At 76.0% G+C, this 12,240-nt stretch carries 9 protein-coding genes; 4 read left to right on the top strand and 5 right to left on the bottom strand.

Features of this window, described 5'->3' with window-relative positions:
- Positions 1–7: 7 nt before the first annotated feature.
- From ABZ719_RS31300 to ABZ719_RS31285, 4 genes are read left to right on the top strand one after another with little or no spacing between them, the layout of a single operon-like run.
- Positions 8–1,108: an ABC transporter permease gene (locus ABZ719_RS31300; RefSeq protein WP_366728528.1), complete on the top strand. Its 1,101-nt coding sequence runs from the start codon at positions 8–10 to the stop codon at positions 1,106–1,108.
- Positions 1,105–2,199, top strand: a complete 1,095-nt coding sequence (locus ABZ719_RS31295; protein WP_366728527.1) for an ABC transporter permease — start codon at positions 1,105–1,107, stop codon at positions 2,197–2,199. Before ABZ719_RS31300 ends, ABZ719_RS31295 begins: the two co-directional genes overlap by 4 nt.
- Complete coding sequence (locus ABZ719_RS31290) at positions 2,196–3,224, top strand: ABC transporter ATP-binding protein (protein WP_366728525.1); 1,029 nt, start codon at positions 2,196–2,198, stop codon at positions 3,222–3,224. The genes ABZ719_RS31295 and ABZ719_RS31290 overlap by 4 nt, the downstream gene beginning before the upstream one ends.
- Entirely contained in the window at positions 3,221–4,258 is a 1,038-nt protein-coding gene (locus ABZ719_RS31285; RefSeq protein WP_366728524.1) for an ABC transporter ATP-binding protein, read from the top strand. The genes ABZ719_RS31290 and ABZ719_RS31285 overlap by 4 nt, the downstream gene beginning before the upstream one ends.
- A gap of 277 nt (positions 4,259–4,535) precedes the next feature.
- Here ABZ719_RS31285 and ABZ719_RS31280 read toward each other — a convergent pair whose 3' ends face one another.
- From ABZ719_RS31280 to ABZ719_RS31260, 5 genes are all read right to left on the bottom strand, one after another.
- Positions 4,536–5,492: a bifunctional riboflavin kinase/FAD synthetase gene (locus ABZ719_RS31280; RefSeq protein WP_366728523.1), complete on the bottom strand. Its 957-nt coding sequence runs from the start codon at positions 5,490–5,492 to the stop codon at positions 4,536–4,538.
- A gap of 159 nt (positions 5,493–5,651) precedes the next feature.
- Positions 5,652–10,151: a hypothetical protein gene (locus tag ABZ719_RS31275; protein WP_366728522.1), complete on the bottom strand. Its 4,500-nt coding sequence runs from the start codon at positions 10,149–10,151 to the stop codon at positions 5,652–5,654.
- A gap of 347 nt (positions 10,152–10,498) precedes the next feature.
- Positions 10,499–11,404, bottom strand: coding sequence for a tRNA pseudouridine(55) synthase TruB (gene truB, locus ABZ719_RS31270; protein ID WP_366728521.1), 906 nt, complete (start codon positions 11,402–11,404; stop codon positions 10,499–10,501).
- Complete coding sequence (gene rbfA / locus ABZ719_RS31265; RefSeq protein ID WP_037861939.1) at positions 11,401–11,862, bottom strand: 30S ribosome-binding factor RbfA; 462 nt, start codon at positions 11,860–11,862, stop codon at positions 11,401–11,403. The genes truB and rbfA overlap by 4 nt, the downstream gene beginning before the upstream one ends.
- Positions 11,863–11,930: 68 nt before the next feature.
- Positions 11,931–12,227 carry a DUF503 domain-containing protein gene (locus ABZ719_RS31260; protein WP_037861935.1) on the bottom strand — a complete coding sequence of 99 codons (297 nt, stop codon included), beginning with the start codon at positions 12,225–12,227 and terminating at the stop codon, positions 11,931–11,933.
- Positions 12,228–12,240: the final 13 nt, after the last annotated feature.

Below are 12,240 nucleotides of genomic sequence, written 5' to 3'. Positions count from 1 at the left end.
GGTGCTCATGACCACTGAAGCGACATCCTCGCCGGCCGGGGGCCCCGTCCCCGGCCCCGCGGGACCGGGGCCGGCGCGGTCCGCGGCGGCGGACGGGGGGCGGCCGGCCGGGGCCTCCCGCGGACTCCTCGCCGGCGGCTATCCGCGGTACGTGGCGGGCAAGCTGGCCGGAGCCGCCGTCTCCCTGCTCGCCGTCCTCGTCACCAGTTTCTTCCTCTTCCGGCTGATCCCGGGCGACCCGGTGAAGTTCATGACCGGCGGGCGTCCGGTCTCGGCCGAGCAGATCGCCGTCTACCGGCGGGAGTTCGGGCTCGACCTGCCGCTGTGGGAGCAGTTCACGCACTACTGCGGCAAGGCCCTGACCGGCGACCTCGGCACGTCGTACCAGTTCCGCGCGCCCGTCGTCGACAAGATCACCGAGGCGCTGCCGAACACCCTGCTGCTCACCGGCACGGCCTTCGTGCTGTACACCGCGCTGGGCGTCTTCCTCGGCACCCGTTCGGCGTGGCGGCACGGCGGGCCCGGCGACCGTGTGCACACCGGGCTGGCGCTGACGCTGTACTCGATCCCGTCCTTCTGGCTGGGTCTGCTGCTCATCATCGTCCTGTCGGTCGGTGTGGGCCCGGTCCCGGGGCTGTTCCCGACCGGGGGCATGGAGTCCGGCGGCAAGGAGGGCTTCGCCTACGTCCTCGACGTCGCCCACCACCTGATCCTGCCGGTGGTGACCCTGGTCGCCGTCGAGTACGGGCAGACGCTGCTGGTCACCCGGTCGGCGCTGCTGGACGAGATGGGCAGCGACTACCTGACGACCGCGCGGGCCAAGGGGCTGCGCGACGACCTCGTACGGCGCCGGCACGCCGTGCCCAACGCGCTGCTGCCCACCGTCACGCTGATCTTCGTCAACCTGGGCCGGACCGTGGCCGGTGTCATCCTCGTCGAGACGGTCTTCTCCTGGCCGGGGCTCGGCGGACTGTTCTACCAGGCGCTGAGCGTGCCCGATCTTCCGCTGGTGCAGGGGCTGTTCTTCGTCTTCGCCGCGGCGGTGATCGTGATGAACACCCTCGCCGACCTGCTGTATCCGCTGCTCGATCCGAGGGTGGGCCGATGACCGCCGACACCACCGAAGCCGCCGAGCCCGGCGGGACGAACGGGCCCGAGGGGACCCAGGGGTCCGACGGGACCAAGGAGTCTCAGGGGAACACCCGGGCCGACGGGACCACCGGGACCGAGGGAGCCGGCGGGACCGCGGCGGGCGCCGGGCCCGCGGGGAGCACCGGCGGTCCCGCCGGTACCGGGAAGTCCGCGGGGCCCGGGCCGCGGGCCCTCGCGTGGCGCCGGCGCCGCGCCTCCGCCGCACGCTTCTGGAAGGAGTACCGCAAGCACCGCGCGGGAGTGTTCGGTCTCGCCGCGCTGGTGCTGTTCGCGCTCCTCGCGCTCACCGCGCCGCTGACCGTCGGGTCGGACGTGGACAGCGTCACCGGTGCCCCGGGGCAGCCGTTGCAGGGCCCGAGCGGTCATTTCCCGCTCGGCACCGACCAGTTCGGGCGCAACCTGCTGGGGCTGCTGGTCTGGGGTTCGCGGGTCTCGCTGCTGGTCGGGCTGCTCGCCGCCGTGCTGTCCGTGGCGATCGGGGCGCTCATCGGGATCACCGCCGGGCACTTCCGCGGCTGGTACGCCACGGTGATGATGCGGGTCACGGACTGGTTCCTGGTGATGCCGACGCTGGTGCTCGCCATCGCGCTCGCGACCGTCCTGTCCCGCTCCCTCGGCACGATCGTGCTGGCCATCGGCGTGACCACCTGGCCCACGACGGCCCGCCTGGTGCGGGCGCAGACACTGGCCGTGGAGTCACGGCCGTACATCGAGCGCGCCAGGGCGCTCGGCGGCGGGCACTGGCACGTCATGTCCCGGCACGTGCTGCCCAACGTCATGCCCCTCGTCCTCGCCCAGACGACCCTGATCATCTCCTCCGCGATCCTGGCGGAAGCGACGCTCGCCTTCCTCGGGCTCGGCGATCCGACGGTGGTGTCCTGGGGCGGGCTGCTGCAGGACGCGCGGGAGGCCGGGGCGGTCAGCTCCGGCGACTGGTGGTACCTGGTGCCGCCGGGCATCGCGATCGCCGTCGTGGCGCTGGCGTTCACGCTGTGCGGGCGTGCGGTGGAAGCCGTGCTCAACCCGCGTCTGGGGGTGTCCCGTTGAGTCTGCTGGAGGTCCGGAACCTGGAAGTGACCTACCCCGGTGGTGCCGCCGCCGTGCGCGGGGTCGACCTGTCCCTCGGCGCGGGCGAGAAGCTCGGCATCGCGGGCGAGTCCGGCTGCGGCAAGTCGACGCTGGCGCTGTCGCTGCTGCGACTGCTGCCCGCCGGGGCCCGCACCGGCGGGCAGATCCTGCTGGACGGTGAGGACGTGCTGGCCATGAAGTGGGGCCGGGTGCGGGCGGTGCGCTGGGCGGGGGCGTCGATCGTCTTCCAGGGCGCGATGCACTCCCTTAACCCCGTGCACCGCGTCGGCGACCAGATCGCCGAGCCGATCCTGCTGCACCGCAGGGCGAGCCCGGCCGACGCCCGCAAGCGCGCCGGTGAGCTGCTGGAGCAGGTGGGTCTGCCCGCGGCGCGGGCGTCCGCGTACCCGCACGAACTCTCCGGCGGGCAGCGGCAGCGCGTGATGATCGCGATGGCGCTGGCCTGCGATCCGCGGCTGATCATCGCCGACGAGCCCACCACCGCGCTCGACGTGATGATCCAGGCCCAGATCCTGCGTCTGATCGAGGAGCTGGTCAGCGAACAGGACGTGGGTCTCATCATGATCAGTCACGACCTGGCCGTGCTGGCCGACACCTGCGACCGGCTCGCGGTGATGTACGCCGGGCGCGTGGTCGAGGAGGGGCCGGCCCGGCAGGTCCACGAGGACGCCCGGCATCCGTACGGCAAGGCCCTGTCGGGGGCGTTCCCCAGGATCGGTGACCCCGCCTCCCGGTTCGCGCCCCGCGGACTGCCCGGCGACCCGCCCGACCCGGCGGCGGTGCCGTCCGGGTGCGCCTTCCATCCGCGCTGCCCGGTGGCGCTCGACGCCTGCGCGACCCAGGACCAGGTGCTGCGGGACGCGGGCGCGGGACGACGGGCCGCGTGTGTGCACGTGACGGACGGCGGCGGTGACGTGCCCCCCGGCGGCGCGGCGTCCGCGCGGTCCGCGCAGGACCAGGAAGTGAGGAGCAGCACCGCATGACGACCACCACTGCCGCCACTCGCCCGCTGCTGAGCGTCGAGGGTCTGCACGTCACCTTCCCCGGCCGGCACGGCGCGCCGACCGCCCGGGCCGTGGACGGGGTGGACCTCGACATCCGGCCCGGTGAGATCGTGGCGCTCGTCGGGGAGTCGGGCTGCGGCAAGACGACCCTGGCCCGTTCGCTGCTCGGGCTGGTGCCGCCGACCTCGGGCCGTGTCACCTTCGACGGCGCGCCGCTCCACCACTCCGCCCGCGCCCTGAAGGCGTACCGCAGACGGGCACAGTTGGTGCTCCAGGACCCCAGCGGTTCGCTCAACCCGCGGCACACGGTGTACGACGCCGTGGCCGAGGGCCTGCGCATCCACGGCCGCACCGGTGACGAGCGGGCCGCGGTGGCCGAGGCTCTGGCCCGCGCCGGGCTGCGCCCTCCGGAGCGCTTCTTCCTGCGTTATCCGCACGAACTGTCCGGCGGCCAGCGCCAGCGGGTCGTCATCGCGGGCGCGCTCGTCCTGGAACCCGAACTGCTCGTCGCCGACGAACCGGTGGCCTCCCTCGACGCGTCGGTGCGCGGCGAGATCCTCGCGCTGCTGCTGCGGCTGCGCACCGAACTCGGCCTGTCGGCCCTGGTGGTGACCCATGACCTGGGGCTGGCCTGGAACATCGCCGACCGGGTCGCGGTGATGTACCTCGGCCGGATCGTGGAGACGGGCGACGTGGAGCAGGTGCTGACGGCGCCGCGGCACCCCTACACCCAGGCCCTGCTGTCCGTCCTGCCGGAGGCGCCCGGCGCCCCGGTCGTCCTCACCGGCGAACCCCCGGACCCGTCCCGGATCCCCGCCGGCTGCCGCTTCCACGCCCGCTGCCAGGTCCTGGCGGGGGGCGAGGCCGAACGCGCCGGTGTCGCCGACGCGTGCCGCGGCCAGGACCTGGAGATCCTGCACGGCGGCGCCGAGACCCAGGTCGCCTGCCACTGGGCCCGGACCCGGGCGGAGCCGACAGTGCCGCCGGCCATGGAGGGCGACCGGACGACGTAGACGGCAACGGCGGCGCTTCCGGACTGACGGCGGGGGCGGGCACCCCCGTCCGCCCCCGAAGAGCATGGGGGTGGCCACCGGACCGACGACCAGAGCGGGAGAGGTGGCCACCGGGCCGGTCATCAGAGCGCGAGGGGCAGCCACCGGGCCGGTCACCAGAGCGGCGGGTGCCGCCGGGCGTCGGCCGACCGGCGCATCGGCCGACCGGCCCGTCAACCGGCCGGCGCGTCAACCGACCGGTTGCCTCGGCCGAACGGCCCTTCGGCCGGCGCGCCCGTCAGCGCTGCTGGTCGTCGGCCGCGATGATCTCGCGGCACTTCTTGACGTCCTCGGCCATGGTTTCGAGCAGTGCCTCGAGGGAGTCGAACTTGGCCTGGCCGCGGACGTAGGCCAGGAAGTCGACGGCGACGTGCAGGCCGTACAGGTCGAGGCCGACGCGGTCGATCGCGTACGCCTCGACGGTGCGCTCGGTGCCGTCGAACTGCGGGTTCGTGCCGACGGAGACGGCAGCCGGCATCGCCTCGCCCTGGGCGTGGAGGTAGCCGGCGTAGACGCCGTCGGCGGGGATCGCGGTGTGCGGGAGGGTTTCGACGTTGGCCGTGGGGAAGCCCAGGGCGCGGCCCCGCTGGGCGCCCCGGACGACGATCCCCTCCACCCGGTGCGGGCGGCCGAGGATCTCGCGGGCGCCCGTGACGTCGCCCTCGGCGACCAGCCGCCGCGTCAGCGTGGAGGAGAACGGCTCGCCGCCGCCGGCGTCCCCGGTGACGTACAGGTCGACGACCTCGACCTCGAAGTCGTAGAGCTTGCCCTGGTCGACGAGGAAGTCGACGTTCCCCGCGGCCCGGTGGCCGAAGCGGAAGTTCGGGCCCTCGACGACCGCCTTGGCGTGCAGCTTGTCGACCAGCACCTTGACGACGAAGTCGGCCGGGGACAGCTGCGAGAACTCGGTGGTGAAGGGCAGGACGAGCACCGCGTCCACCCCCAGCTCCGCCATCAGCTCGGCGCGGCGGTGGTGGGGGGCGAGCAGCGGCGGGTGGCTGCCGGGGCGCACGACCTCGCTGGGGTGCGGGTCGAAGGTGACGACGACGGAGGGCACGCCCAGCTCGCGGGCGCGGTTCACGGCGTGCTCGATGATGAGCTGGTGACCGCGGTGGACTCCGTCGTAGGAGCCGATGGTGACGACGCTGCGCCCCCAGTCCTGGGGGATGTCCTCCAAGCCACGCCAGCGCTGCACTGTGACCGCTCCTCGTCGAACCGTGTTCGTATTGCCTAGATGCCGTTGCCTAGGTCGCCTTGCTGCGTTGTCCGCAGGTCTAAGGGTGCCATGCCCGGCGTTGCGCGCCCGCATCGGCATGGGCGCTGTGACCCGGCGCACGTGCGGACCCGTGCGGCGTCAGGCGGGGACCGGTGCCCCGGCGTGGTGCTCGATCGTCCGGCGGGCGCTGGGGCCCACGAGGGCGGCCCAGTCGTACGGGGAGCCGGTGAGCCATCCGGCCACCCGCGCGGCGAAGCCGGGGAGGTGCCGGGCCAGCTCCCCGAGCGCGCGGTCGAACACGGCCGCGCCTTCCGGGGTGCGGACCAGCAGCAGACCGACCCGGTGCACGAGGTGCCGGAGATCCTCCTCGGCACCGGGCGCGGCGGTGCGCAGGACCGTTTCCAGCACGGCCGGGTCCCTCTCGTGGGCGAGGAGGAGGTCGAGGAGCTCCCGGCGCAGCGCGTCGCAGGCCGGGTCGCCGGGAGCGGCCAGGACGGCGCCGAGCGCCGTCCGCAAGGGGGCGGGACCGTCCTCCAGGAGGGCGCCGACCAGGGGTGACAGGACCGAGCGGACGGCCGGTCCGTGACGCAGGCGCCCGTCGACGCAGGCCGCGACCGCCCCGGCGGTGTCCGGCCGGCACGCGACCGCCTCGCGGACGACGGCCGCGACACGGCGGGCGAGGGCGGGCGTGGTGACGTCGACGAGGGCGCGCAGGCTCTCCGCGGTGTCGGGGCCGTTCCGCAGCCGTTCGCCGAAGGCGGCCAGGACCGCCTCGGGGTGGGTGGCGAGGGCGGGGGCCAGCGCGCTCGGCGGGAGCTGCGCGTCACCGGTCGCGAAGTGCCGCAGCGCCTGGGGCAGGTACCGGGCCCGGGTGGAGGGGTCCGAGACCAGGAGGGCGAGCGCGCCGCCGTGCAGGGCGCTGTCGGCGGGCCGGGCGAGGACGGCCAGGGCGGCGCGGCGCAGCAGTGCGCGGTCGGGTCCGGACCGCGCGTGCGGACAGGTGAGCAGTCCGTACTCCACCGCCTGGGCCCGGCGGTCCCCGCGTTCGTCGTGCGCCCATCGCTCCACGGCGCGGCACAGCACGGCCGGTTCCTCCTCCGCGAGCGCGGTCAGGAGTTCGGCGGCCCGCGGGTGCGCGCGGGCGGCGAGCGTGTCGGTGAGGTCGTCCGGACTGTGGTGCCGGTGGGCGTAGAGGAGTGCCTGGGCGGCCGTGGCGACGGTGGCGTTCGGCGCGGCGGGCAGCGGCCGTTCGTCGTCGAACCAGCCGGTGAGGTGCGGGCGGACCGTGGCGGGGTCGCCGGCGAGGAGGCGGGCGAGGGCGTCGAGGTAGCGGGGCGGGCGGCGGGCCCCTGGAGCGCGGGGGGCGGGAGGGCGAGGGAGAGCGGTCGGAGCGGCGCCGTCGGCAGAGGCGGGGCGCGTGCCGGGGGCGGGGGTGAGGCACGTGTCCGGCGCGGGGGCGGGGCTGAGGCGCGTGTCCGGCGCGGGGGCGGGGCTGAGGCGCGTGTCGGGTGGGCCGGCCGGGTCCCGTGCGGGGTCGTCGGCGACGAGGAGGCGGCGGAGCAGGTCGCAGCGGTCGGTCACCGGCAGGTTCAGCGCGGTCCAGAACTCCGGTCCGAAGCCGGCCGGCACGGGCAGGCCGCACTCCTGCCACACGCCGATCCGGTCGGCCAGCAGCCGGAGCACACCGGCGTACGGCGTCGCGTCGGGGACGCGCAGGAGGACACCGGCGAGCAGCCGCGACGCCCACCAGGAGTGCGGATCGCCGTCCAGGGCGCACAGCAGTTCCTCCAGCCGGACGGCGAGCCGGCGGGGGCCGTGCTGGCGGGCCAGCAGGAGGAGTGCCTGGAGGACCGGGCCGATGCGGTGGTGCGGCACCGGCAGCGGGCGGTGCGGCTCGCCGGGGACGTGCCGCCGGTGGACGAGGACGCGCAGGGCTTCGTCCAGGTCGAGGTGGGTGCCCTGGATCCAGTCCGCGAGTTCCTCGTGCGCGAAGCGGTAGCCCTCGCCCGCCGGGACGAGGAGGCCTTCGGTGAGGACGGCGGACGCCCATCCGGTGCCGCCGCCCAGGCGGGCGGGGGCGGGCCCCCAGGGGAACACCTCCTCGAACGTCGCCCGGTCCAGTTCGCCCCGGCCCGGGCCGAGACTGCGGCGGGCGGCCTCGTGCACCTGGCCGGAGACCTTGGCCGCGAGACGGCGGACCGCGGTGCCGCGCAGGTCGTTCTCCGCGGCGAGGCGGACGGCGATGCGCAGGCACATCAGGTCCAGGTGGGCGGCGAGGACGTCGCCACGGTCGAGGCGCGGGTGGCTTCCGGTGCCGGGCAGGGCCGCGCGGACCTCGGCCAGGAGGCGGAGGGTGAGGGGGTGACCGGCGTCGGCCGCGGCCAGGGCGCCGTCCGGGATGCCGTACCGGGCGCGGGCCTCGCGTGCCTCCGCCGGGCGCAGGTCGCCGAGGTGTACGCGGGGCGGCGGGGGGCCGGTACGGGCCGGGGTGCACGGGTCGGCGGCCCGCGCCTCGCCGACGGCCGCCTCGGCGGCCCTCCCGGCGACGGCGACGGCGACGCCGGTCACCGCCGCACCTCCGGCGCCCCAGGCCCCTGGGCCCCCGACGGCGCCCTCGGCGGGACCGACACTCCCGACCGGACCGGTGCTCCCAGCCGGACCGGTGCTCCCCTCCCGGTCGGGCCCCTCGGCCCACCCGCCGTCGTCCTTCCGACCGGCACCCGCGACCCGGCCGGCTCCCCCCGTCCGGCCGACGCCCCCCGCCCCACCGGCCTCCGCCTCCCCCGCGGCGCCCCTCTCCCGACCGGCACCCATGCCCCCACCGATGTCATCCCGGCCGCCCGCCTCCACGGCCCGGCCCGCACCGGCCGCCGGGCCCGCGGGACCGCTGCTCCGGCCCGGTGCGGCCGGGGTGTGCAGCAGGTCCGGCGGGAACCACACCCCCGCCCCCTCCCAGTACTCGTCCCGGCACGCCACCACCAGCCGCGCTCCCGTACCGCGCAGCCATCGCGCGGTGGCCCCGGTCCACTCGTCGAGCCGGTGGGCCAGGGCGGCCGGCATCTCCTCGGGGCCGTCCAGCAGGAGCAGCAGCGGTCGTCCGTGCGCGCGGGCGAGGCGGGCCACGCGCTCCGGGGTGAGGTCCGTGAGATCGGCCGGCAGCGGCGCCCGGGCGGCCGCGACGATCCGGGCCGCCCGGTCCAGCGCACGGCCCGCCGCGTCCGCCACCGAGGCGTCGGCCCCGTCCAGGTCGGCACCGCGCAGCCACAGGGTGGGCGCGGGCGCGTCGCCCCGGGCGCGGCGTCCGGCCAGCGCGGCGAGTTCGGTGGTACGGCCGCTGCCGGGCGCCCCCACCAGGCCGAGCACGGCCGCGGGGCCGCGCTCGAAGGCCTCCAGCTCCCGCAGCACGGCGACCCGCTCCACCGGCGGTCCGGACAGAGCCGCGGCCGGTCGGGGCAGAGCCGCGGCCGGTCCGTACCCGGTCGCCCCGGGGCCGTACCAGGTGGCCGCCGGACCGGACACCGCGGAGCCCGGGCGGGACCCCCACGACCCCGGACCGCCCACCGCCGGCCCCGGACCGGACGCCGCCGCTCCCGGCCCGGGCACGGCCGCCCCCGCGGCGGACGAAGCCGTCGCCGCGGCGGCCGAAGCCGTCGCCAGGGCTGACGAAGCCGTCGCCGGGGCGGACGCGTGGTCCGGCAGGGCTCCTCGGGGGGCGTCCTGGGCCACGGAGGTGGCCGTGAGTTCCAGGACACCTGCGAGATTGAGATCGGGGCCGTAGGCGGGAACGGTCGCCGCGTTGCGGGCGAGCAGTTCGCCCAGCGGGCCGTCGCCGGCCGGCAGCGGCACCGCGAAGCCGGTGTCGCGGTCGCCGGCCTGGAGGGCGGTCCCCAGGACCGCCACCACGGCGCCGGTCCCCGGGTCGAGCACCGGCCCCCCGGCCGCTCCCCCGCCCCGTCGGAGCGCGTCCCGGCCGGCCGTGCCGATCGCCAGTTCCAGGGCGCCGTCCACGAGGTGGAAGCGGTCCGTGGCCGGGTACGACACCGTGGTGGCGCCCAGGACGCGGGCCTCGCGCCAGCCGCCGGCGGCGATCCGCACGTAGCTCCCCGTCCGCACCCGGCCGCGCACCGACACCGGCAGCGGCGGCACGTCCAGGTCCTCGGCCCGTACGAGTGCGAGGCCCAGCCCGGGCAGGGGGGTCACCGCCGCGGAGGTCACCACGCAGGAGCGGTCGCCCGCGCCCGGCGCGTGCAGCACGAGGCGGGTGAGGCCGTCGACCGCCTCGTGGCTGGTGATCACGGTGCCGCGGTGGTCGGCGGCGAAGCCGGTGCCGCGGGGGCGGCCCGCCAGGTCGCGGACGCACACCAGGGCGCCGTCGAGGAGGCGGTCGCGGGCCTCGGCGGTGGCCAGGTGCGCCAGGTGGCGGGCCGCCGCCGTGTCCGGGGCGGTGCGCGCCACCGTCCCCCGCGGATGCTCGCCGCCGCGCTGCTCCCCGGGCCGGGGGCTGCCGTCGGACGTGCTGTCCGGCGTGCCGCGCGGCGGTCCGGCAGGCGGTCCGGTCCCGGTGTCCGCCGGGGTCCGGGCGGTGGTCCGGTGCCCCCGGCCGGTCGCGGCCGCCGGCCGCTCGGCCCCTGCTGCCATGGTCCGACCTCCCCGCCGTGCCGCCGTCCAGCTCCGCCGGGCCCACCCGGCCTGTCGGGCCGCGCCGGGCATGTCCGGCGCGCGCCCTGACCTCGACGGTAGGCACGGAACGATCAACGGGGAAGATCGCGAGGCGAACGCGCCCCCCTGCGCTCCCTCGGTTCACTCCGAGCGCCCGCACGGTCGGGTGAACCGCCGGGGGTCGCTGGATACACCCTGGGAGTGGGGGGAACCGAGGGGGGACCGTGGAGCGGCGGCCGGGGAACGCCCGTGCCGCAGCCGCCGCTCCACGGACAGCCTGCCGGGCCGCCCGACCGGGAGGGCCGCCGCCGGCCCGCCCGGCGGGGTCAGCCGAAGACGGCCAGGCTCTTGGCCTTGCCCCGCTGCTCCTCCACGAGCGCGAGGAAGCGCCCCTGGGGGTCGAAGACGGCGACGGCACCGGCGCCCGCGTACGCCTCGGGCATCTCCAGCCGCACGCCGTTGGTGAGCAGCCGGGCGCGCCGCGCGTCGACGTCCCAGCGCGGGAAGGCGGCGCCGGCCGCGTCGGCGACGGGCATGACGGTCAGCTCCTGCTGGAGCTGGTCGAGCGTCTTCGCGGCGTCCAGCTTGTAGGGCCCGACGCGGGTGCGGCGCAGCGCGGTGAGGTGGCCGCCGACGCCGAGGTCGGCGCCCAGGTCGCGGGCGAGGGCGCGGATGTAGGTGCCGGAGGAGCAGACCACCGAGACGACGAGGTCGAGCACGGCGGTGCCGTCCTCGGCGACGGCGTCCCGGACGTCGTACACCTGGAAGGAGGAGACGGTCACCGGCCGGGCCGGGATCTCGAACTCCTCGCCCTCGCGGGCCCGCTTGTACGACCGGACGCCGTTGATCTTGATGGCGCTGACCTTGGACGGCACCTGCATGATGTCGCCGGTCAGCTTGGCGACGGCGGTGTCGACGGCCTCGCGGGTGACCTTGGAGGCGTCGGCGCGCGAGGTGATCTCCCCCTCGGCGTCGTCGGTGAGCGTGTTCTGGCCGAGCCGGACGGTGCCGACGTACTCCTTCTCGGTCAGCGCGAGGTGGCCGAGGAGCTTGGTGGCCTTCTCCACACCGAGGACGAGGACCCCGGTCGCCATGGGGTCGAGGGTGCCGGCGTGGCCGACGCGGCGGGTCCTGGCGATCCCCCGCATCTTGGCCACGACGTCGTGCGAGGTGAAGCCCGACGGCTTGTCGACGATGACGAGGCCGTCGGGCGGGGTGGGCTTGCTGGTCATTCGGTGCTGTCGTCCGTCTCGTCGGCGTCGTCCTCGGAGCCCGGCTTGCGGTACGGGTCCGCGCCGCCGGCGTAGGGGGCGCCCGCGGACGCCTCCCGCACCTTGGCGTCGGACTGGCGCGCCTTGTCGAGCAGGTCCTCGATGGTCCGGGCGGTGTCCGGGAGGGCGTCCGCGACGAAGGCGAGCGTCGGGGTGAACTTCACCCCGGCCGCGCGGCCGACCTCGGAGCGCAGGATGCCCTTGGCGCTCTCCAGCCCGGCCGCGGCGGCCGCGCGCTCCTCGTCGTCGCCGTAGACCGTGTAGAAGACGGTCGCCTCCCGCAGGTCGCCCGTGACCCTGGTGTCCGTGATGGTGACGTGCGAGCCGAGCCGCGGGTCCTTGATCCCGCGCTGCAGCTTCTGGGCCACCACCTCTCGGATGAGGTCCGCCAGCCTTTTCGCCCGCGCGTTGTCGGCCACTGGTCCGTCTCCCGTTCTTTCTCTTCTACGTTCTGTGGTGTGGTGCGGTCGGTGCGGTCCGCCGTGCGTCAGTCGTCGTCCTCGCCGTGGAAGCGCCGTCTGACGGACAGCAGCTCCACCTCGGGACGCCCGGCGACCAGCCGCTCGCACCGGTCCAGTACGTCGGTCAGGTGTGCCGCGTCGCCCGAGACCGCGGCCAGGCCGATGACGGCCCGCCGGTGGAGGTTCATGTGGTCCACCTCGGCCGCGCTCACCGCGTACTTGCGCTGCAGCTCGGCGACGATCGGGCGGACGACGGAGCGCTTCTCCTTCAGCGAGTGGACGTCGCCGAGGAGGAGGTCGAAGGACAGCGTCCCCACGTACATGTGTGTCCGGGTT

Origin of the sequence: Streptomyces sp. NPDC006743, assembly GCF_040703815.1 — a bacterium.
Lineage (GTDB): Bacteria > Actinomycetota > Actinomycetes > Streptomycetales > Streptomycetaceae > Streptomyces.
Note: the sequence above shows the minus strand (reverse complement) of the source record. Positions and strands in the feature narration are given on the sequence as shown.

What these genes read in the sequence shown, in the direction of transcription:
- ABZ719_RS31300 (WP_366728528.1), top strand. Translation starts at nt 8, where the DNA reads ATGACCACTGAAGCGACATCCTCGCCGGCCGGGGGCCCCGTCCCCGGC.
- ABZ719_RS31295 (WP_366728527.1), top strand. Translation starts at nt 1,105, where the DNA reads ATGACCGCCGACACCACCGAAGCCGCCGAGCCCGGCGGGACGAACGGG.
- ABZ719_RS31285 (WP_366728524.1), top strand. Translation starts at nt 3,221, where the DNA reads ATGACGACCACCACTGCCGCCACTCGCCCGCTGCTGAGCGTCGAGGGT.
- ABZ719_RS31275 (WP_366728522.1), bottom strand. Translation starts at nt 10,151, where the DNA reads ATGGCAGCAGGGGCCGAGCGGCCGGCGGCCGCGACCGGCCGGGGGCAC.
- truB (WP_366728521.1), bottom strand. Translation starts at nt 11,404, where the DNA reads ATGACCAGCAAGCCCACCCCGCCCGACGGCCTCGTCATCGTCGACAAG.
- ABZ719_RS31260 (WP_037861935.1), bottom strand. Translation starts at nt 12,227, where the DNA reads ATGTACGTGGGGACGCTGTCCTTCGACCTCCTCCTCGGCGACGTCCAC.